This is a genomic window from Lactobacillus sp. JM1 (assembly GCF_009834385.1).
GTDB lineage: Bacteria > Bacillota > Bacilli > Lactobacillales > Lactobacillaceae > Lactobacillus > Lactobacillus paragasseri.
Genome location: NZ_CP044412.1, coordinates 176,879 through 198,327, shown reverse-complemented (window position 1 = coordinate 198,327; position 21,449 = coordinate 176,879). Strand labels below are relative to the sequence as shown.

General features: G+C 35.1%; 16 protein-coding genes. 6 read left to right on the top strand and 10 right to left on the bottom strand.

The window, feature by feature from the left end:
• Window positions 1-50: 50 nt before the first annotated feature.
• The 3 genes from F3I00_RS00905 to F3I00_RS00895 form a co-directional block, all read right to left on the bottom strand.
• Window positions 51-1,934, bottom strand: coding sequence for a glycoside hydrolase family 73 protein (locus F3I00_RS00905; protein WP_020806610.1), 1,884 nt, complete (start codon window positions 1,932-1,934; stop codon window positions 51-53).
• 203 nt (window positions 1,935-2,137) lie between these two features.
• Window positions 2,138-2,377, bottom strand: coding sequence for a DUF2922 domain-containing protein (locus tag F3I00_RS00900; RefSeq protein ID WP_003647935.1), 240 nt, complete (start codon window positions 2,375-2,377; stop codon window positions 2,138-2,140).
• A 45-nt stretch (window positions 2,378-2,422) separates the two neighbouring features.
• Window positions 2,423-2,632: a hypothetical protein gene (locus tag F3I00_RS00895; protein ID WP_003649580.1), complete on the bottom strand. Its 210-nt coding sequence runs from the start codon at window positions 2,630-2,632 to the stop codon at window positions 2,423-2,425.
• Between the two features lie 186 nt (window positions 2,633-2,818).
• Between F3I00_RS00895 and F3I00_RS00890 the strand changes: the two genes are divergently transcribed.
• The 4 genes from F3I00_RS00890 to F3I00_RS00875 all read left to right on the top strand — a co-directional run bounded on the left by F3I00_RS00890 (window position 2,819) and on the right by F3I00_RS00875 (window position 8,706).
• Complete coding sequence (locus F3I00_RS00890; protein ID WP_020806611.1) at window positions 2,819-3,856, top strand: hypothetical protein; 1,038 nt, start codon at window positions 2,819-2,821, stop codon at window positions 3,854-3,856.
• Between the two features lie 86 nt (window positions 3,857-3,942).
• Window positions 3,943-4,362, top strand: coding sequence for a hypothetical protein (locus tag F3I00_RS00885; RefSeq protein WP_003649582.1), 420 nt, complete (start codon window positions 3,943-3,945; stop codon window positions 4,360-4,362).
• A 143-nt stretch (window positions 4,363-4,505) separates the two neighbouring features.
• Window positions 4,506-6,503: a KUP/HAK/KT family potassium transporter gene (locus F3I00_RS00880; RefSeq protein WP_020806612.1), complete on the top strand. Its 1,998-nt coding sequence runs from the start codon at window positions 4,506-4,508 to the stop codon at window positions 6,501-6,503.
• A gap of 151 nt (window positions 6,504-6,654) precedes the next feature.
• Complete coding sequence (locus F3I00_RS00875; RefSeq protein ID WP_020806613.1) at window positions 6,655-8,706, top strand: KUP/HAK/KT family potassium transporter; 2,052 nt, start codon at window positions 6,655-6,657, stop codon at window positions 8,704-8,706.
• A gap of 93 nt (window positions 8,707-8,799) precedes the next feature.
• Here the strand turns inward: F3I00_RS00875 and F3I00_RS00870 are convergent, their stop codons facing one another.
• The 3 genes from F3I00_RS00870 to F3I00_RS00860 all read right to left on the bottom strand — a co-directional run bounded on the left by F3I00_RS00870 (window position 8,800) and on the right by F3I00_RS00860 (window position 14,462).
• On the bottom strand, window positions 8,800-10,458 hold the full coding sequence (locus F3I00_RS00870) for a phosphoenolpyruvate carboxykinase (ATP) (RefSeq protein WP_020806614.1): 1,659 nt from the start codon (window positions 10,456-10,458) through the stop codon (window positions 8,800-8,802).
• Window positions 10,459-10,646: 188 nt separating this feature from the next.
• Window positions 10,647-12,368, bottom strand: a complete 1,722-nt coding sequence (locus F3I00_RS00865; RefSeq protein ID WP_065169556.1) for a cell division protein — start codon at window positions 12,366-12,368, stop codon at window positions 10,647-10,649.
• A gap of 144 nt (window positions 12,369-12,512) precedes the next feature.
• Window positions 12,513-14,462 carry a M13 family metallopeptidase gene (locus F3I00_RS00860; RefSeq protein ID WP_003649590.1) on the bottom strand — a complete coding sequence of 650 codons (1,950 nt, stop codon included), beginning with the start codon at window positions 14,460-14,462 and terminating at the stop codon, window positions 12,513-12,515.
• 161 nt (window positions 14,463-14,623) lie between these two features.
• Here F3I00_RS00860 and F3I00_RS00855 point away from each other — a divergent pair, with 161 nt between their 5' ends.
• On the top strand, window positions 14,624-15,559 hold the full coding sequence (locus F3I00_RS00855) for a hypothetical protein (RefSeq protein WP_020806616.1): 936 nt from the start codon (window positions 14,624-14,626) through the stop codon (window positions 15,557-15,559).
• Between the two features lie 17 nt (window positions 15,560-15,576).
• Here the strand turns inward: F3I00_RS00855 and F3I00_RS00850 are convergent, their stop codons facing one another.
• Both F3I00_RS00850 and pfkB read right to left on the bottom strand, forming a co-directional pair.
• A complete protein-coding gene (locus F3I00_RS00850; protein ID WP_020806617.1) occupies window positions 15,577-17,508 on the bottom strand; it encodes a fructose-specific PTS transporter subunit EIIC in 1,932 nt (643 codons plus the stop codon).
• An 18-nt stretch (window positions 17,509-17,526) separates the two neighbouring features.
• The gene (gene pfkB / locus F3I00_RS00845) at window positions 17,527-18,453 is read right to left on the bottom strand and encodes a 1-phosphofructokinase (protein ID WP_020806618.1); all 927 of its coding nucleotides are present in this window, start codon (window positions 18,451-18,453) and stop codon (window positions 17,527-17,529) included.
• A 124-nt stretch (window positions 18,454-18,577) separates the two neighbouring features.
• Between pfkB and F3I00_RS00840 the strand changes: the two genes are divergently transcribed.
• Window positions 18,578-19,336, top strand: a complete 759-nt coding sequence (locus F3I00_RS00840) for a MurR/RpiR family transcriptional regulator (protein WP_020806619.1) — start codon at window positions 18,578-18,580, stop codon at window positions 19,334-19,336.
• A 93-nt stretch (window positions 19,337-19,429) separates the two neighbouring features.
• Here the strand turns inward: F3I00_RS00840 and F3I00_RS00835 are convergent, their stop codons facing one another.
• Entirely contained in the window at window positions 19,430-20,236 is an 807-nt protein-coding gene (locus tag F3I00_RS00835; protein ID WP_020806620.1) for an LPXTG cell wall anchor domain-containing protein, read from the bottom strand.
• A 162-nt stretch (window positions 20,237-20,398) separates the two neighbouring features.
• Window positions 20,399-21,394 carry a tagatose 1,6-diphosphate aldolase gene (locus F3I00_RS00830; RefSeq protein ID WP_020806621.1) on the bottom strand — a complete coding sequence of 332 codons (996 nt, stop codon included), beginning with the start codon at window positions 21,392-21,394 and terminating at the stop codon, window positions 20,399-20,401.
• Window positions 21,395-21,449: the final 55 nt, after the last annotated feature.

Here is a 21,449-nt window from a genome sequence, read left to right as displayed (position 1 = left end):
CTTCTCCTCCAAAAAATTTTAATGAATTAAATTCTATCCCAATTTATACATTAACGAACTAGTACAGACTTGGCAGATACCCATTGATTTCCGCCAAGGTCATACCAAGTTTGTCCTTGAACGTTTGCTACACGGAAGTATCTCCAGCTTGAGCCGTCTTTCAAGAACTTACCAGCAATTTGATCTTGACCTGGAACACGCCATACTGGTACACCATAGTCTGGCTTAGAATTAATAGTTAATACACCAGATTTTGCAGTAATTTGTGCTTCTTGAGTAGTATATTTTGCCATAATCCATTTACCATTACTAATTTCGTAATATAAGTTGCCATTGTAGTACTTAGAAGCAATAACAACAAATTCTGAGCCAGCTTCAACTTGTTGGTCTAATTTTTGACCATCTGGTGCTGATAAAACATCAACAGTCTTAGTAACCTTAATTAAAACAGTAGATGCAGCCTTAGGAGCAGTATTAGTACTAATCCATTGAGTACCATAGTTATTGTTTGCAGCAGTAGTTACTGCACTTTGGTAACTTTGAACAGGCTTTACAACAGTTTTAGCACTAGTAGTTACTGGAGTTGTCTTAATTTCCTTAACTTCAACCTTCTTAGGTTTAACTACTGGAGCTTCGGTGGTCTTTGCAGCTTCTTTAGTTACAGTAACTGGAGCAGTCTTAACAACTGGAGTTGATTCCTTCTTTACAGATTCAACTGGTTTAACTGCTGGAGTTTCAACTTTTTTAACTGTATCAGTAGTTTTAACTACTGGAGTTGCAGTCTTAACTTCTTTGTTTTCAGTTTTAGTAGTTTCAGTTTTCACTGGAGTTGTCTTAGCTGGTTCAGCTTTCACAACGTTCTTCTTAACTTCAACCTTCTTAGGTGCAACAGCTAATGAAACAGCTAATTGCTTTACAGGTTGTGCTGCTTTATTTTCAGTTTTAACGTTTAAAGTGGTAGCTTGAACTAGAGTTTTAACTTCAGCGGCACTCTTTACTTTTACAGTTGCAGTTTTTACTGGAGCTGCAGGTGCTTGACTCTTAACTTGTTGAGTTTGTGCTACTGGCGTCTTAACTGCTTGACTTGCTTGATTATTAGTATTAGCGGCAGTATTTTGCTTAGTAGTTGTATTAGTAGTAATTGGACTAAATGCAAGTGCGTTAATCCAGCCAGTACCAATATATGCACGCTTAACACCATTGTTATAAGTGATGTACTTAGTAACATTTACGTTTTGACCAGTTCTTGCAGTACCAACTTGAGTACCAACGCTAGCGTCAACTGGGGCGCTCATAATTGGTGTGGTTTGTGCGACTGTACGATTTTCGTTAACAACTTGGGTAACGGGATCGTACTTATCAAATCCATTAGCTGCAATAACACTATTAAGTGTCTGAGCATAGTTTGGCGCAGTTGCATACTTGCCTTGTAAACCATTTTGAGTTGCTTGAGCGTAATTCTTTGAATTTTCTACCCACGTACCAGAGTAATAGTTACCCATTTGGTTACGTAATAAAGAGCCATTATCTTCAAATGATTCAGTATATGATGGATACTTTCTAAATCCAGCGTTAGTAGTGTAATAACCATTGCTGCCGTACTCACCAGTATTCATATTTACTGATTGCCCATTGTAAGAGCCCTTAATACCGAATAAGTTATTATTAGGCGATTGTGCCAAACCTGATTGACCCCAAGCTGATTCGACCGCTGCTTGAGCAAGCATAACTGAAGTATAAGTACCATACTTAGATGATGCAGTTGTAGCAGCTGGAATAGCTTTGTTTAAAAATTCTTGTTGATATGTTGCAGCTTGAACAGTACCTTCACCAGTTTTTAATGGATTTTCTGGTTTAAGGTTGTTGGTAACTGATATACCGGCAGTTGTGATAAGTGCCGCGGTAGCAATACCAGTGAATGTTCTTTTTTTCATTGCTTAAACTCCCTCCAATTTACATACACCCTTTATTGTAGTGTGGCAAGTTGTCAGATACAACCGAACAGACATTCTGAAATAAAAAAGTAACATAAATTACATACTTTCGTCTCAAAATAAAAAAGGTAATGCCGAAACATTACCCTTTCAAGAGTTTATTTAATAACTTAATTAAGACCCTTATCTCATAAAATATTGCTCTAATTCTTTTCACTATCATCAAACACAGAAGTAACTGTACGTTCAACATATTGAGCAGATAAAGGAGCCTGATATTGATCAACTTCTTCCTTGACAAACAAGTTAGCTTCACAGATTTCGTTCATGGCAGTTTTAACCTCTTCTTCGGTTAAATTTTCTGCTGCATCAGGTAATGATAAGTTTACTTTTTTATTTTTAGCATTTTTAAATGTAAGTCTTAAAGTTTTAGTAGTAGTCATTTTGAATTCTCCTTTAAAATTTTCTATATATTATTCTTTCATTTCTTAAGCTTGAATATCTGAATAAGAAATTAATCTAGCACTTTTAATACCATCATCTTTTTGCAATTTAGACAAAGCCTTGCCAACTTTCATCACGTCTTCAGCACTAGCTTGCTTTTTAACGTTCTTCAAAATTCTGTTTTTCTTACCATTGCTGTATTTTTCACCTGCAAAAGTAAATTGAACTGATTGATCTTTTAAAACAAATTCCATTTTTCTACCTCTGATAATCTAATTAGTAACTAAATATATTTTGTAAGTCATCACCGGTGAATTGCCTTACACTATTACTAACGATTTACCACAAAGACTTGTGCCAATTTTTTCAATGAATTTTTTATGAGTTAAATTTGGTATAATTTAAGTAAGATAAATTCATTTTTATAGGAGGAAGAAACAATGAAACGATCAAAAATCGGAGTTTCCATTATGGCATTCTTTATTACCTTATTCGCAGTTGGATGTTCTAATTCATCAAATAGCTCATCTAATAATGGCTCAGACAAGTACACTACTTATATGAGTCAAGGAAAAGATGCTGCCTCTAGTCAAAAGTACGAAGCAGCTGAAGAAAAATTTGAAGATGCTCACGATGTAAAAGCAACTTCTGAATCAAAAGCCTATGCCGATCAAGCAGGCGCTATGAAGGATGCTCAAGAAGAAATCAGAGAGTACGAATTTAAAGATGCTTTAGGTGAATTAGACAAGGCAGCTAACAAAACTAATGGCTATTCTGTAATGACTAAGCAAGCTGCTAAGCTTTATAAGACGATTAACAAGGTACAAGACCATATCACTCACGATATCAATCCTTTATACAAGCAAGCTAAATTAAGCTATCGTGATGGTAACTATCAAGCAACAGTTGAATCTTGCGATCAAATTTTAGATTTATCTTACATTAATGGTAAGTACTACAAAAAAGTAAAGAAAAATGTAAAGCATTTACGTAAAGTTGCTAATGCTAAATTAAATGGCGAAGACGTTAACGACGATATTGATACTGATAATTTAGATGCTAATGATGACGATGAAGCAACTACTTCACACAAATCTACTAGTTCAAAATCTAATTCATCTAATAGTAGTAATACCAATACTAGTTCTAGCTCTAACCAAAGTAATTCAAATACTGCTAACACTCAAAACAACTCTGCAGCAAGCAAACAATCATCCCATGCTACCACTTCAAATAGTAATGCTAACAATAGCTCAAATACTAATTCTTCATCAAACTCAAATAGTGGCATGATGATAGATGGTCAAACAGTTACTGGTCGAGTAATTGCACAAACTCGTAACCAATTAAGTTCACTTGGTGTTGATACTAGCTCTTGGTCTGACCAAAAAGTAGTTAACTTCATGAGATCAGCTGCTAATAATGGTCACACTACAATTGATTCATACACTAAACAAGATGTAGAAAACTTCCAATAAACCCTACAAAATTTGCTTTTGCTTGTAATTCAATGTAAGATTATATTGAATTTTTGTACAGCTAAACAGTAAAGGAGCTCTTAACTTTGACTGAAGACAAGAAGAACACCGAAGAAACTCAAGAAAAAGAAGAATTTGAAGTAGTTATGCCAGAGGCAAATCGTGTAGAAATGCCAGCTACTGAATTTAAAGAACAACCTGATTACTTAAAGACATTTGCTAACTTCTATATTTCAAAATTCGACGAAAGCGATCTTGAAATTATGGATGTTTACGATGGTAATCATGACGTTATTGAAATTAACACTTACTTAACTAACAACATGGCCTTCAGCCGTCAAAACTTAGTCAAGCACGTATTAAATATTCATGCAGAACGCTTTATGGATATGCTTAACAATATTCAAAAGCAAACTGGCGTAGATCCACAAAATATGAAGACTTACGAAGATTGGAACAAATGGTACACTGATCGTCGTAACGAAATCAAACAAACTCTTTCATAAAAAAATCACAATTTATTATTTGCATATTAGGTTCCAAAGAGCCAAAATAGTGCTAACGAAAATAAAAAGAATGTATTATTACAGTACATTCTTTTTTGTTTATTCAAAATGTTATTTAATACTTTTTAAGAGGAAAGCTCATTATGAATAGTAATTTACGTAAAAAAGTCACCTTAGCGGGACTTTTAGTTTCAATTGGAATTGTTTACGGCGACATTGGTACAAGTCCACTTTATGTTATGAAAGCAATCGTAAACGAAAACGGTGGAATTGCTCATGTTAGCCGCGAATATATTGTTGGTTCCATCTCACTTATTCTTTGGACGATTACACTTTTAACCACTGTTAAGTATGTTCTAATCGCCCTTAAAGCAACTAACCATGGTGAAGGTGGAATTTTCTCTCTTTATGCTTTAGTTAGAAAAAAGGCTAAATGGCTAGTTATCCCTGCCTTAGTTGGAGGAGCTGCTTTACTGGCTGATGGCACTTTAACACCAGCAGTTACTGTTACAACCGCTATTGAAGGTCTTAAAAATATGAAATTTGGTAACGATATTCCAGTGCCAAATCAAAATAGTGTCATTATGATCACAATTGTCATCTTGCTTTTCCTATTCTCTATCCAAAGAATGGGAACGAGCGTTATCGGTAAGACATTTGGGCCAATCATGCTGGCCTGGTTTACCTTCTTAGGGTTAACTGGAATTATGAACTTAAGTCATGACTGGTCTTTACTTGAAGCACTCAATCCACTTTTAGCTATCAAAATTTTATTTAGTCCTGCTAATAAAGTCGGTGTTTTAATTCTAGGAGCAGTATTCTTAGCTACTACTGGTGCGGAAGCCCTTTATTCAGATGTTGGACACGTTGGTAAAGGTAATATTATGGGTTCTTGGCCTTACGTTTTTATTTGCTTAGCCCTAAACTATCTTGGTCAAGGCGTTTGGATCTTAGAAAACCCTAATTATCATGCTGGTGCCACAGACTTTAACCCATTCTTTGAAGCTCTACCAAGCCAGTGGAAGTTCTTTGCAATAATTCTAGCTACCCTAGCCGCAATCATTGCCTCGCAAGCTTTAATTACCGGCTCCTTTACCCTAGTTTCTGAAGCTAGTGGTTTGAAGTTTTTACCGAGAATGAAAATTATTTATCCTTCTACTGAACAGGGACAGCTTTTCATTCCGTCAATTAATAAGATGCTTTGCGCTGCTACAATCGGAATTGTCTTCTTATTTAGAACCTCTGAACACATGGAAGCGGCTTATGGTTTAGCAATCACTGTAACCATGCTCATGACGACAGTTCTGCTCTTTGAATACCTATCACTTAGAAAAGTTAACTTTAGTTTGCGACTAATCTTTTTGCTTTTGTTCGGGGCAATTGAAACCATGTTCTTGATTTCTAGTTTAGCTAAATTCTTACATGGTGGTTATGTCACGGTAATTATTGCAGCCTTTATTGGGGCAATTATGTATGTTTGGTATTTTGGTAATAAAGTTCGTGATAAACGTGAAGCCGAAAATGCCTATGTTCGCTTAGACGAATATACTACTATGCTCAGCAATCTAAGCCATGACGAAAATATTCCGCTATATGCAACAAACTTGGTCTACATGGCCAAAGTTAAATACAACAAGTTTATTAAGCGTGACATGCTGTATTCAATCTTAGATAAGCGTCCAAAGCGAGCTCATGCTTATTGGTTTGTAACTGTAAACGTAACTAACGAACCTTTTACTGCTGAATATGCAGTTAATACCTATGGCACCAAAAACGTAATTAACGTTCAACTATACTTAGGATTTAAGCAGCAGCAAAAAGTTAATGTTTACTTACGTCAGATTGTCCATGACTTAATTAAAGATGGCACAATTGAATCGCAACCACAAGAATACACTACTACTCCAGGTAGAGATGTTGGTGACTTTAAGTTTGTAATTGTAAATGACGTAATTAGTCCTCAAACTCAACTAAGTTCCTATGAAAAGTGGCTCGTTGAAAGCCGGGTCTGGCTTCAAAACTTATCCTCTAATCCTGCTGTTTGGTTTGGATTAGAATATGCCGATACAGTAATTGAACGCGTACCATTAATTCTAGGTTCGCAAGATGTTAAATCTATTCACAGAACCAAACTAAGATAATTATTTTAAATTATTCTCCGATAGATACTTGCAACTATTGCATAAATAGATGAAAATAGATATGTTTAAAGAAGAATGTCCCTTTTTTGGCATTCTTTTTTTACGTTATTTAGATATTTAGTCATTTTGGCTATTTATTGGGAGAATAAAAATGAATGAAAAAACACGGAAAAATATATCGGCCGCGGGATTATTAATTGCGATTGGTATTGTCTATGGTGATATTGGAACCAGTCCGTTATATGTTATGAAGTCGATTGTCGCCGGAAATGGTGGGATTGCTCACGTAAATCGTGACTTCATTGTCGGATCTATTTCTCTAGTACTTTGGACAGTTACTTTATTAACAACTTTGCAGACTGTCTTTATTGCATTAAAGGCTACTAACCACGGTGAAGGTGGTATTTTTGCTCTCTATACTTTAGTACGTAAACGTGCAAAATGGTTAGTGCTTCCAGCTTTAATTGGTGGAGCTGCAATTTTAGCTGATGGTACATTAACTCCTGCTGTTACTGTTACAACAGCTATTGAAGGGTTAAAAGGAATTGAATTTGGTCACGGCAACGTTCCAGTTTCTACGCAGGGAGCTGTTATTGCAATTACGGTAGTAATTTTGCTGATTCTGTTTTCGATTCAGCGAATGGGAACAAGTATTATTGGTAAAGCTTTTGGACCAATTATGTTTATCTGGTTTACCTTTTTAGGTGTTATGGGCTTGATGAATATGATGGGTGACTTATCTATCTTACAAGCTCTTAACCCTTATTACGCAATTAAGCTTCTATTTAGTCCATATAACAAGGTTGGAATCTTTATTTTAGGATCCATCTTCCTTGCTACTACTGGTGCAGAAGCATTATATTCTGACGTTGGTCACGTTGGTAAAGGGAATATTATTGGTTCTTGGCCATATGTCTTTGTTTGTTTATCACTCAATTACTTTGGTCAAGGCGTTTGGATTCTAAATAATCCTAACTATAACGCTGGAAACGGTGATTTCAACCCATTCTTTGAAATCATCCCACAAAATATTCGTCTAGCTGCCATTGTCTTAGCTACTATTGCCGCCGTTATTGCTTCACAAGCTTTAATTACTGGTTCATTTACTTTAGTAGCTGAAGCTAGTGGATTGAAGTTCTTACCAAGAATGAATATTATGTATCCTTCAACTAAAAAGGGACAGATTTATATTCCTTCTGTTAATAAGATGATCTGTATTGCAACAATTGCGATTGTTCTTTTATTCCAAACTTCCGCTCACATGGAAGCAGCCTATGGTTTGTCAATTACTATTTCAATGTTAATGACAACAATCTTGCTTTACGAATGGTTAGCAATGAAGGGCATTCGTACAATCTGGAACTGGATATTCTTAATTTTCTTTGGCTTTTTAGACATCATGTTTATGTTGGCCAGCTTGAGTAAATTTACACATGGTGGTTACGTATCATTAATTATTGCCGGTTTCATCGGAATCATTATGTATGTTTGGTTCTATGGTAATAAGATCAGAGACAAACGTGAATCGCGCAATGCTTATGTAAGGCTTGATGAATATGTAGATATGTTAACAAACTTGAGTCATGATGAAGATTACCCTACTTTTGCTACTAACCTCGTTTACATGGCCAAAGTTAAATACAATAAATTCATTAAGCGAGAAATTCTCTACTCTATCTTAGATAAACGTCCAAAACGTGCACGAGCATACTGGTTCGTAACAGTTAACGTTACTAATGAGCCATTTACTGCTGAATACGCCGTTAATACTTACGGAACTAAGAACGTAATTAACGTTCAGCTCTTCCTAGGATTCAAGCAGCAAACTAGTGTGAATGTATACTTACGTCAAATCGTACATGATCTAATTGCTGATGGCACGATTGAATCACAGCCGCAGGAATACACTACTACACCTGGTAGAGATGTTGGTGATTTTTCATTCGTCATCGTTAACGATGTAATTAGTCCACAAACACAACTTAGAAGTTATGAAAAATTCTTAGTTGAAGCACGTGTATGGCTTCAAAATCTATCTTCTAACCCAGCTTCATGGTTTGGCTTAGATTATGCTGATACAGTTATTGAACGGGTACCATTGATCTTAGGAGATCAACGAAGACAACATATTACTCGCATCGCACCAAAGAAATTTGAAGATATCAAAAAGAGACTTCGAGCTGAAGGCGAACTCAAAGAGTAATAAATAGATATAGACATACAAAAAACGCATCCCAATTGGGATGCGTTTTTCAATGTTCTAATATAGAAATTGATAGGGGATTTTTTCAATTAACTAATTTAATTCTTTAATGATACCTTCCAAAGTCTTCTTAGCTTCTTCTTGGATTGGTTGAGTAGGATGTTCTTCATCATATTTGTTCAACCAGTCTAAACGGTCTTGCATTCTCTTAGCTAAGGTCTTTTGGTATTCAGGATCTTCTAGGTGAACTTCATAACCTTCAATTGGCAAGTAAGATACACCCTTGAAGTTACCAAATGGCTTCCAATCACTATCTTTGATACTGCCATTAGCAAGATCTTCTACTAGCTTCTTAGTTACTTCCTTTGGAATGTCCTTACCCATAAAGGCATCGGTGTTCAAGATGTAACAAGAAGCTCCACGCTTAGTGAATAATTCCTTGAAGTCTGAGTAGTCACCAGATACTGGATAAGCACGGAATGGGTCTGCGAATGATTCAATTACCAAAGTATTCATGTCAAAGCCCTTTGGTAAGTTTTCAGCACTAGTTCTCTTAGTAGCTAAAGTAAGTCCCATTGTTGTTGCTAAAACTGGATCATCAACCTTTAAGATTGGTGGTAGTGATCCATCCTTCATAATCCAGAACAAAGCAGTAATTGGTGCATCTTCATAGTCAACTCTATGTGGTGAAGTGTAACGAGTCTTAATGACACGACCATTGTTGTTACGTAAGTCTTCAGTTACAATAACTTTCTTACCATCTTCATCTTGAGTAACTGCGCAGTTCATAATTGTAGTGTAGTACTTGGTCTCGTGGTGACCTGCTGGATAGTCGTGAGTCTTATCAAAGTATGAAGGCTCCAATGCTACTGAAGAACCATCTTCACGAGAAATAATAAATGCGTCATCGTGTAAAACGGTGATATCATATTTACCATCATACATTTCATGAGTCAAAGTAGATTTACCTGAACCAGATAAGCCATAGAAGGCAAATACTTTATCGTCCTTATCTTTAAAGTGGAATGACTTTTCACCACCGTGACAAGCAGTATAACCATTTCTGTGAGCCATAGCCCAAGCAAGAGTTAAAGTACCCTTCTTCAATTCACCAAAGTAACGTAAGCCAAAGACTGCAGCACAGTTATGTGGTGCGTCAAAGACGCCAAAACCTTTAGGATAATCTTCATCTTGAGTATTTGGATCGAAGTAGAAGTAAATATCTCCTTCGTCATATACTTTAGAATTCTTGTAAATCTTCTCTGCTTCTTCATCAAAGAAGTGGAAATTCAAAATATATGAAAGTAAGTTAAAGGCTTGATCCTCTGGCATCATAATATGTGCCTTAACAGTAAAGGTTGGGTCTAATCCCACTAGAACTGTTGCCTTTAAGAATTTTTGATCGTGGCCCTTATAAATATCTTCACGTAAGTTACCTGCTAATGCCTCTGGATCTTCTTTTGGATCATCAACAAAGTGACGTGCACTTGCTGTTCTACCCAAAATTTTACCGTGGTTATAAACTAACTGCTTTGCTCCTTGTGGCAAACCTAGTTCCTTAGTATGTAAAATTGGTAGGTCAGTTTCGATAACACCAGATTGTTTCTTAGCTAAATTATAAGCTTCAGCAACACTAGTTACTTCGTGTACATTGTTGCCATAAAAGGCAGATTCAATAGTAGAACGAACCCGACTAAATTTTTTGTTAGCTTTTCTTAACTCATCATGAGAATAACGTTCTTGTGTACTCAACTTATTTTTCCTCCTCTGAAACCATAGAAAGCGGTTTCAATGATTACAATTAAATCATAACATAACAAGACAGCTATAGCCATGTAATAATCAAAAAATAAATTGATATTAATAGTAAGTAAAACCATACAAAGAAAAAGCAGCCTCTTAATAAGACTATCTTATTAAAAGACTACTTTTGTATATGATTAAGCAACTTTTATTTTATTGTTTTTATTATTAATAAATTTCTTCCACAAGTAAAATACGAGTACGCTAAGCCATGCTATTAACGAAATTGCGCTGACTACATAGAACCAAGCCGGAGCAATAAAGTGTAAAACAGCACGATTTAGACCTGATTTTTGAGAAATAATTGGATTTCCAATTACGTTTTTTGCACCAGTGAATTTTTTACTGTTCACAGTTAATTCACTTTGCTTGTATAAAACAACGGGCAAAACAATATCTTTATCCTTTTTTCCTTTCCAAGAAAGAATCAAATCACCATTTTTAGCAACTTTATGATTAAATTTTTGATATTGATCAACTACATTTATTTTGTAAAGATAAGCTGCGTTTTGGTCAATAGACTTGTCTTTAGTTGGTAAATAATCAGGCAAGTAGTGCCATTTCAATATCTTAAGCATCTGATCACTGTTTGATGCTTTAGCTACTGTTTGAACTTGCGTATCTTTTCCACAAGCAACAGTAAAGATGTGATTAGTAATGATATTCGGCAAAGCAGCTTCTAAAAGAAGAACTACTACTAAACTAATTCCAATTACCCTCGGCTTAACTCCTTGCTTTAGTAAATGATTAACAGTTAGCGTCATCCCTAGCAGAATTAGCGGATAGGCAACAACAGTTAATCTAAACGGAAATTGGAAGTATGACTTTAAACTTGGAAAAATACTTTGAACCAATCCCCAAGGAAAAACAAATGAAGATAATCCTAGTAAGACCGTACCCCAAATAGTCACGAAAGTATTTAATTTATCTTTTTTGTAGTGCATTACAACATAGACAAATTGCGCAATAATTAATAAAACAAAAATTGGCAAAATATAGGCAAAGGCTGTGCCATATTCATTATGCCATAGCACATGTGGACGTAAGCCACCACGAGATAGATCAAATTCAGTATTTGCAGCTAGGTGATTATTCGGCATTAAAACTAAAAAGGCCCCAATGACATTAGCTGATAGTACAATTGTTCCGACAACAGCCTTAATAAAAGGTATCCATATCTTTTTAGAATTTTGATTAATAATTAAGGAATAGATAAAGAAAGGAAGTAATAAAAGAGCTGCCATTAAGGTACTTAAAACATGAACCTGCACTAACAAACTCATTACTAACATTAACTGAATCCAGTTAATTGGCTTTTCTCTATCTTGAATCATGCGTACGCCGCATAACACAACTAACGGCATTAATGCTTGTCCCCAACCGTTAAATGAACTACGGTTAATAAAGGCTGGAATCATCCCGATATTAATGTAAATAATTCCCATTACTGTAGCTAGTAGCTTATTAATACCTACTTTTTGAAGTAAGTAATACATACTACCAGCGCCTAATAGCGAAATGACATAGGCTAAAATGACTTGGTAGTTAAACCAATTACCAGCAATAAGAACTAAAATTCCATTAAAGTAGGCAAATAATGGCCCGTAAATCGCATTAATAATTCTGCCGCTTTGCTGGAAAGTAAAATTAGTTTGAAAGATACTAAAAATTCCAGTTTTTAACTGCATTCCTGCATCATAAAAACGACTATAGTGAAACAAAGTATCTGCTGTATCATCGCTAGCTAGAATAGTATGCGAAATTAATTGTGGCGAGATAACGATTGTAGTGGCCAAAGCAATTAATAGATATGGCCAAATAAATTGGCAAAACTTATTAGTTTTTATTTTTTCTAACATTTTTAACCTTTTCTAATTAAGAAGATTATCTTAGATAATAAGAATACCAATCCATAATATTATTAACGAAATTTTTTTGCAAACTATGAAAAAAGAATCAAACAGCTTTTTACCATTTGATTCTTAATAATTCTTATTTAATTTCTACCAAATTACAACACGTTTTTCTGGATCAAGCCACATACCATCTTCTGGCTTCACATCAAATGCCTTGTAGAATTCCTCTTGGCATTGTGATTGAACATTAGCTCTTTCAGGACCAGGAGCGTGAACGTCAACTGAGACTTGCGTCTTAATTGATTCAGGAAGTTGCTTGTTTGCCCAAACACGAGCAAAGTTTTCAAAGACTTCCTTCATGTTGCCATTTTCACCCTTATTAGCTTCAACAGCAGCAGTCAAACCACCTTGATCAGCAATGTTTTCAGAAACAATTTGCTTACCGTTTAAGGTAACTGGACCATATTCAATGCCGTTAAACAAGTCAATTTCATCTTGTGTACGCTTCTTAAATTCAGCAAAGTCTTCATCAGTCCACCAGTTCTTTAAGTTACCGAATTCATCAAACTTAGCACCATTGTTGTCAAAAGCGTGAGAAATTTCATGGGCGATAACCACACCAATACCACCGTAATTCAAGCTACGTGATTGCTTTAAGTCATAGAATGGCTTTTGCAAAATTGCAGCTGGGAAAGTAATATCGTTTCTTTGTGGATCGTAACATGCATTGACTAAGTTACCAGGCATTAACCAAACAGTTCTATCAACTGGTTCAGTCAATTTTTCAAGGTTGTACTTAATTGATTCAACAGCAGCAGCACTTTCATTTGAGTAAAGACTGCCACCTTCTGATTCAGGAGTAACTTGAAGACGATCATAAATTTTTTCAATTTTTTCTGGATAACCAATCTTCAAAATTAAAGCACGTAACTTAACGATTGCCTTCTTCTTAGTGTCTTCAGATAGCCAGTCATTTTCAGAGATACGCTTTTCATAAACATCGATCATCTTATGAATCATATCTTCAACATCAGCCTTAGCTTCTGCACCAAAGTAAGTTCGACCATAGTAAACACCAACTACTTCACTGAACATACCATTAGCTAAACGGTAAGCTTGCTTAGTTCCAGAAGATAATTCAGGTTGACCTGATAAAGCTTGACTAAATGGAAAGGCAGCTTCACGGAAGTCTTGAGAAAGATATGCAGCTACGCCGTTAATGAACTTAACAACCATCCATCCCTTAATTTCGTCAAAATTATCTTCGTTGATCAATTCTTCAACATGATCTAAGAATCTTGGTTCAGTTACGATAACCTTTTCAGGTTTTTGAGCAAATAAACTAGTTAAGAAGTTATCAATCTTAAAGCTATCAAATTTTGCTTCAAATTCAGCCAAAGACATTGGGTTGTACATTGCTGGATAATCTGCCCATTCTTCAGTTGACTTAAGAACTTTAGAAAGTTTCTTATCAAACTTCAATGCATCTTCGACATACTTCTTAGCATCCGCTTCACTTACACCAGCCATCTTCAACAAGTTTTCAGATTGGTCTTGCAATACCTTTAATAAATCAGCAGCTGCAGGATTGTCATAAGTAGTTGTATCAGGCAAGAACAAACCAGGTCCGCCAAAGTAAACAACGTGAACTTTTGTATCCTTCATGTCGGCATCAACAGAAACGCTAATTGGCAAGTCAAAGGCATTCTTATAGAAATCAGCTGCTCTTAAGTTCAAATCAGCTAAGTTGCGCAAACTAGTAATTTCTTCAAGGTCAGCCTTAATTGGCTTCGCACCATCTTCGTTTCTTTTATCGAAATTATTAGCGATCTTATAAAGTTCAACTGCCTTTTCAAAATTAGGAACTTCTGGCAATTTCTTTTTACCATCTGCAAAATCAGCAAAGTCTTGCATTAAGCTCTTCTCAATATTCAAGTCAATGCCGTCAAATGAGCTAATTCTTGAACGGTCTGAAGGAATCTTTGCTTTTTCAATCCATTCAGAGTTCACTGCTAAGTAAAGATTATCTTGTGGTCTTGCATTAAGATCTGGCTTAGTGATATCACCAGCACCGCCACGTACATTGAATAATGCCATTAATTAATTCCTCCTTGTAATTCATAAGTGGTTATATAGATGATATCATTATTAAAATTTTTAGTCTATTATTAAAATCTAACATTTGTTTATTCTTTTCTAGTCTTTTTATTTCTACTCCTAGATAATAGAGATAGGTAAAAATAATGGAGAAAAATATTATGAAAAGAAATAATTTATTACTTCAAACATACAGCAAAAAATTGTTTAGTTTAACCTCAATTTTATTTACAGTTTTTCTATGTATATTTTCCAATAATATAGTCTATGCTGAAAATACAAATATTAATTCAAAAATTCAATCTTCCTCAACGCATGAACGTAGTGTACAAAAACTATATGCGAAAGTTTATGATCAAGATACAGATAAATATCTAGGAAGATTTTTATTAGCTACTCAAGTTGGATATACAAATAGTCCTCATCGAATGTTTGATGCCGATGGTATTAATCCTGTTCATATTGATGGTTACGCATTTGTAGGCAGTCCTTCAGCTATGATTCCAGTAAATTGGAAAAATAAAAGTGGAGTAACAGAAATTAAATGGACAATGGTTAAAACCAATTCTGAAACCTACAAAAAAACTCAACAAGCTATAGATAACATAAAAAATAATGAAAATAGCAATAAAACAGCTAATCCTAAACTTAATGAAGATGGCTTACAAGTGGACGATGAAGGTAATGTAAATCTTCATGATCTTTATCATTCTTATATGTCTTTTCTAGGACATCCCCTTCCTTCTGATAGAGCTGGTTATAATCCCAGCTCGCATGCTCTTTATTTATTCCAAAAATATCTAGGTTATGATCCTAATAAAACTAAAGAAGAAAATTATAAACATTCAACTAACTACCAATCATCTTTAAACAAAAGTACATCTTCTTATTCTAATGCTTCACGCTCTAATTCATCTAAAAAAACAACACATAATTCTTCTACTAAAAAAGCAACACGCAATATAAAACATTCGACAAAAAAAGATAAGAAAAAACCTAAACTCAATTCAAGTTTAAAACCAACTTTACTAGGAATGAGTTTAGGTTTAATAGGCTTTCTAATTTTTTTGATAATTAAACGTCTAAAACTTAAATAATTATAAAATCCAACTTTCTATTCCTTATCAAATAACTTCTTAATCCCTTCTGGCGTGTTAGCTTGCTTCAATTTTTCAATAAAGTCTTTATGCGTAAGCAACTTAGCTGTATTAGATAAGTACTGTAAGTGAGTCTTACTGTCCTTTGCTGGAATTAAGAAAGAAATCACCGTATCAATCTTTTGCCCATCTAAGGAATTCCAATCAATCGGATTTTTCAACTTCAAAACAAGCATGGCAGATTGCTTAATAGCAGTAGATTGTGCATGTGGAATTGCAAAACCATCAGTCATCCCTGTGGGGCTTTCCTTTTCTCTAGCTAAATATTTATCATAAACTTCCTCGCTATCAGAAGCTAAGCCATTCTTTACAGCTAAGTTGGCTAAATACTTTAGTGCTGAATCTTTATCTGGAACATCAACATTAATTTTAATATTTTGAGTATCCAAAATATCTTTAGGGTTATAGTCAGTAGTTTCTTTTTCAGCTACTGGTTTGTTAACATTTTCTTCTTCACCAAAGACATCAATATCTGGACCATCTTCAAATTGTGGTTCTGTCTTAGCAAATTTACCGGCAATTAAAGCTAGTAAAATTCCGGAAACTAGTGCACCGACTACGATCCATAATACCCATAGAAATGGCTTGTTAACGAGTGGCAAAATAATAAAACCACCATGAGGAGCTGGAACTTGAATTCTAGAAACATAAGTCAAAGCTGCTGCAATTGCGGAACCGACCATAAATGCTGGAATATTCCATAATGGGTGTTTAGCCGCAAATGGAATTGCACCTTCTGTAATGTGCGTTGATCCTAATAAGAAGTTAACATATCCGGCAGTACGCTCGTTCTTAGAATATGCTTTCTTGTTTAACAAAACTGCAAAACCAGTTGCTAGAGGCGGTGCAATACATGCAGCAGATACACCTGCCATGAAGTAGTAATTACCTTGAGCAAGAAGTGCAGTACCAGTTACATAAGCAGCCTTGTTAATTGGTCCACCAAAGTCAGAGGCACACATTACACCAATGATAATACCTAAAAGAATTGGACTTGAATTTTCAAAACCTTTTAGCCAAGACATCATTCCTGTATTAATTGCCTTAATTGGTCCATTCAACCAGAACATAATTGCACCAGTGATGAATACCCCTAATACAGGCAACAAGAAAATTGATTTTAATCCTCTAAATTCTTTGTCTGGCAATGGTTTCATTAATTTTTGCAATAAAAGTACTACAACAGCAGCTAAATAACCAACAATGATCGCACCTAAGAAGCCGCCACCACCAACGCTAGTAATCATCCCGGCTGCAAAACCAACAACTAGCCCTGATCTTTTAGCTAAAGCTTCTGCAATAAAAGCACCTAAAATTGGAACCATCAATCCCATTGTTGTGCTACCAATTGTATTTAGCATGTAGGCAAATTGATTATACTGGCTACTCTTAGGGTCAGCTGAATAAATACCCCAGAAGAATGAAACAGCAATTAAAACACCACCAGCCACAACAAATGGCAACATGTGGGAAACACCATTCATTAATGAAGTATAAATTTTAGTACCTAATTTCTCAGCACCAGCACTACTTTTTCCAGTAGAACTTTTAGCCGTTTGCCCTGGCTTATAAATTGGCGTGTCCGAACTTAATGCCTCTCTAATTAAAGTTTCAGGTTCTTTAATACCTTTGGCAACTGGAACAATTACCACTCTTTTTCCAGCGAACCGATCTGGATCAACGTCAACATCAGAAGCAATAACAACACCTTTTGCCTCTTTTATTTCTTCTGGTGTAAGTTCGTGTTCAACACCAGTTTGCCCGTGTGTTTCAATTTTGATCTTATAGCCTAATTTTTGGGCAGCTTTTTCTAAAGCTTCTTCAGCCATAAAAGTATGGGCAACTCCAGTAGCACATCCCGTTGCCCCAACTAAATCATACTGAGCCATCTTATTTCATCCTTCCTACTACTTAATTTCACTTACTTGAATTTCGTTTAAATATTTTTCTAATTTAAAATCTGTTAACCCAGATCGGCTAGCTGTATCGCTACCCGCTGCTATTGCAGATTTTAAAGCTGCAGTATCACTTTTATCTTTTTCTTTTTCTCCAATAAAGGTTCCAAGCATTGTATCACCAGCACCAGCCGTATTAAGTGCTTGAATTTTCGGTGCATTGCCAAAGTAGGCATGATCTTTATTAATTAAGGCTGCCCCATTCTCTCCAAGTGAAACCAAGACATTTTGACAGCCAGCACTAATTAACTTACGAGCTAATTCAATAATCTTTTTCTGATCTAATTTTTCATTCAGATCAAAGAAACTAGCTAGCTCTTGATCGTTTGGTTTTAATAAATACGGCTGATACTCAAGCGTATCTAACACAACTTTAGAACTAGAATCAATTACTAGTTTGACCTTCTTTTCTGCTGTAATCTTCGCAATTTCAACCAAATATTCTGCTTTAATTCCTCTTGAAAAACTACCTGAAATAATTAAAGTATCGTCTGCTTTTAAGGTGTCTTTTAAGTATTTCAAGAACTTATCTTGAACATCTTGTCCAACTTCTGGACCAGGATTTACTTCTTTGTATTCCACATTTTGATCTAAAACTCGTGTAAAGACATTAATCCTAGTTGGTTCTTTTACCTTAAGAAACTTAGTCTTGATGCCTTTTTCCTCTAAACCTGCTGTAATGTAATCAAGAGTAAAGCCTCCTCCAATTCCGGTCGCCATGTTTTTTATACCCATTTTTTTCAAAATAAACGATACATTTACACCCTTACCATTAGGTTGAAGCTCAAAATTTTCAGTTCGATTAACAGTATTTGATTCTAATTTTTTAGTAATAATTACCAAATCGATCGCTGGATTAAGTGTTATTGTATAAATCATGAGTTTTCTCCCTTTTCTTACCGCTTACATTATTAGTATACTTAGATATGAACGTAAGGATTTTCTGAATTGAAAGCGTTTTATAAAATAAGTGGTAAAGTTTTACAGAAAGGGAAGTACTAATATGCAAAATAATGATCTTAGTAATGCGGAATTACATTTATGGGAAATAGTTCAAAACAATCCGCAAAAAATTGCAAAAATGTCAATTGTAAAATTGAGCCAGTTTGCTCATGTTTCAACAGCTACTATTGTTAGAACAATGCAAAAGATGGGCTATAGTGGCTATACTTCTTATCGAGAATCTTTAAAGTTGCAAGATCGTTCTAATAGCAACTTTGACGTTTTAAATGACGCTGACGATAAAATTAAGAGCGTAATCACCAAAAATGAGATTGAGATGAATAATACTCTCCATAATCTTAGCTATAGCAATATTGAAGATAGTATTTCTATGACCAAACAAGCAAAAGTAGTCTATATCTTTGCGCGTGGCTTATCCGAATCGATTGGTCAAGAAATCATGGTTAAACTTCAACTAACTGGTAAATATGTCGAGTTCCATGCTGATCCTAACATTATTAAAACCGCCTCTAAGCGAATTAAACAAGACGCTCTGGTTATTTTTATTAGCCTAAACGGCAATACGCCCGAATTAGTTGATGCAGCTAAAAGCTTATCTCACCACGATGTTCCTATTATTACCTTTACTACTAATCCCAACGGCCAACTCGCTTCGCTTTCGACATTAACTTTTATGGGATACATGTCTAAAACCAACTACTTCCCCGACTATGAAGTACGTTCTAGACTACCTTTACAGATTATGACTCGGATCTTTTCAGATGCTTATTCAGTTAGAACAGGTTTTGCTAGGCAATAATTATTGTTAATGCTTGATTTTAAAGATAGAAAAAAGAGTTGATAAACCATTTGTTTATCAACTCTTTTTGTATAAATGTTTAAATTTTATAAATTAGTTATTCTTTTTCCTACGGCTCATGCCCATTGCACTAGCAATACCAACTGAAGCAACTGTTAAGCCTGAGATTGCTGCAATAATTTCATTCTTAGCACCAGTTTGTGGCAAGTGTTTAGTAGTTGCTTGACCACCAATAGAAACAACATGTGCTTTATCAGCTTTAACCCCGCGATTTGCTTCAACCTTGTAGTAAGTTGTGCCATTCACGGTCTTTTCATCATAGACTTTAACCGCAGTATTAGAACCTGTTAAAACAACGGATGCAGCTGCATTATCGTTGCTATCCACAATTTTTACAGTAGATGATTTTGCTTCTGCCTTAGTCTTGTCGGACTTAGGTTCGTTCTTCATCTCTGGCTTTTCAGTCTCAGTGTCTTGTTCCTTCTTTGATCCAGATTCGGTAGAATTTGGAGTATTAGGCTCAGGTTTAACAGCTGGTTCATCAGATCCTTGAGTGTTGGTTTCAGGTTTAGTTGTTGTTTTTTCAGTATTTGTAGTTTCTGAACCTGGCTTAGCTGCTGGTTTAGCAGGTGTTTGATTATTATTTTCAGGCTTAGAGTCTGACTTACCAGCACTATTAGCCTTCTTGTTCAATTCATCTAACTTACTTTGTTCAGTAGAATCAGATTTATTTTTTTCGTTTTCTATATTTAAACTATCCTTTTTTTCTTCACTATCTGATTTTTTGACAATAACTGTATCGTCATTTCCCGTTGTAGTAGCTTTTGCACAATAGCCATTCATACCAACTAGAGCTGTTGTAGTTAACAGCATAGCTACTATAGTTCTTAATCCCTTCATTTTTCTCCTCCATTAACATCTTTTTTCATTCTAATTGCTTGCATTTATCTTTTCAAGTGCATAACTATCGCATTCTTTCTATAAAAATCAATTAATTTAAAAAAAGCAAAAAAACAAGGCTAACTTTCTAGCCTTGTTTTTTCTAGTTATTAAACTAATCTATTAATCTTCAACTTCGAGCTTATCTTTCCATGACTTAGCACCCTTAAGTGCATCGTTCAAGTTCTCGATATTCTTCTTACCTTCAGTTGATAACCATTCTCTACCTTGCTTTTCACCTTCGGCAGCAAATGGCTTAATTGCTGGCTTCCAAGTTGCACGTCCACAAAGAACACCGTTGAAGTCTGCATCAGCTTCTTCAGCCATCTTAATTTCGGCAATGAATTCTTCACTTGTTACACCAGCTGATAAGAAGATGTATGGTAAATCAGTTAAGTCTGATTGTTTCTTCAACAACTTCTTTGCTTCTTCTTGAGTATAAACAACATTGTTGTCACCATTGAAACCTTCTACGTACTTAATATTGAATGGAATTTCAACCTTAAGAACAGTAACGTCATATTGAGGTTTTGAAAATTCTTCAATTGTCTTAAATACTTTTTCAGGCTTTACTTTAGCATATTCCTCGCTCTTAACGTCATCCATCTTGCCATCATAAGTTAATAATTCAAGGAAAAATGGAAGACCGTTTGCTTTAGTTTCAGCTCCTACTCTTTCAACGAAAGCCTTCTTCTTATCATTAATTTCATCACTTTCGTCTGGATCGTAGTAAAGCAAGAATTTAACTGCATCGGCACCATCATTTTTAATTCTTAAAGCTGATTGGTCGGCAATTAAATCACACATTCTACCTGGTTCAGTGGTGTCATAACCAGTCTTTTCATAAGATAGTAATAAACCACAATTCTTATCCCTTACCTTAGTTGCAGGAAGACCATATTCTGGATCCGTTAAAATTGCGGAAGCATATGGTGTTAATTCTTTAGAAACAGCTTCTTTAAAATCTACGATTGTTGTTTCATCGGCAGGTTTATTTGCTGCTTCAGCTAACATTCTCTTTAATGATCCTCTTTGGTCAATTGCTAATGCGCTGATTACTCCAGCTTCATTAGATAAATTGTCCATATGTTTTGCAACTTCAGGTGAAATTTTTCTCATTGTGTATCTCCTTTTACTTAACCGCACATCTATATTATAAGATGGCGCTTTCACA

Excerpts from the sequence above, each read along its gene's own strand:
- F3I00_RS00905 (WP_020806610.1), bottom strand. The coding sequence starts at position 1,934 with ATGAAAAAAAGAACATTCACTGGTATTGCTACCGCGGCACTTATCACA.
- F3I00_RS00900 (WP_003647935.1), bottom strand. The coding sequence starts at position 2,377 with ATGACTACTACTAAAACTTTAAGACTTACATTTAAAAATGCTAAAAAT.
- F3I00_RS00895 (WP_003649580.1), bottom strand. The coding sequence starts at position 2,632 with ATGGAATTTGTTTTAAAAGATCAATCAGTTCAATTTACTTTTGCAGGT.
- F3I00_RS00890 (WP_020806611.1), top strand. The coding sequence starts at position 2,819 with ATGAAACGATCAAAAATCGGAGTTTCCATTATGGCATTCTTTATTACC.
- F3I00_RS00880 (WP_020806612.1), top strand. The coding sequence starts at position 4,506 with ATGAATAGTAATTTACGTAAAAAAGTCACCTTAGCGGGACTTTTAGTT.
- F3I00_RS00875 (WP_020806613.1), top strand. The coding sequence starts at position 6,655 with ATGAATGAAAAAACACGGAAAAATATATCGGCCGCGGGATTATTAATT.
- F3I00_RS00865 (WP_065169556.1), bottom strand. The coding sequence starts at position 12,368 with ATGTTAGAAAAAATAAAAACTAATAAGTTTTGCCAATTTATTTGGCCA.
- F3I00_RS00860 (WP_003649590.1), bottom strand. The coding sequence starts at position 14,462 with ATGGCATTATTCAATGTACGTGGCGGTGCTGGTGATATCACTAAGCCA.
- F3I00_RS00855 (WP_020806616.1), top strand. The coding sequence starts at position 14,624 with ATGAAAAGAAATAATTTATTACTTCAAACATACAGCAAAAAATTGTTT.
- F3I00_RS00850 (WP_020806617.1), bottom strand. The coding sequence starts at position 17,508 with ATGGCTCAGTATGATTTAGTTGGGGCAACGGGATGTGCTACTGGAGTT.
- pfkB (WP_020806618.1), bottom strand. The coding sequence starts at position 18,453 with ATGATTTATACAATAACACTTAATCCAGCGATCGATTTGGTAATTATT.
- F3I00_RS00840 (WP_020806619.1), top strand. The coding sequence starts at position 18,578 with ATGCAAAATAATGATCTTAGTAATGCGGAATTACATTTATGGGAAATA.
- F3I00_RS00835 (WP_020806620.1), bottom strand. The coding sequence starts at position 20,236 with ATGAAGGGATTAAGAACTATAGTAGCTATGCTGTTAACTACAACAGCT.
- F3I00_RS00830 (WP_020806621.1), bottom strand. The coding sequence starts at position 21,394 with ATGAGAAAAATTTCACCTGAAGTTGCAAAACATATGGACAATTTATCT.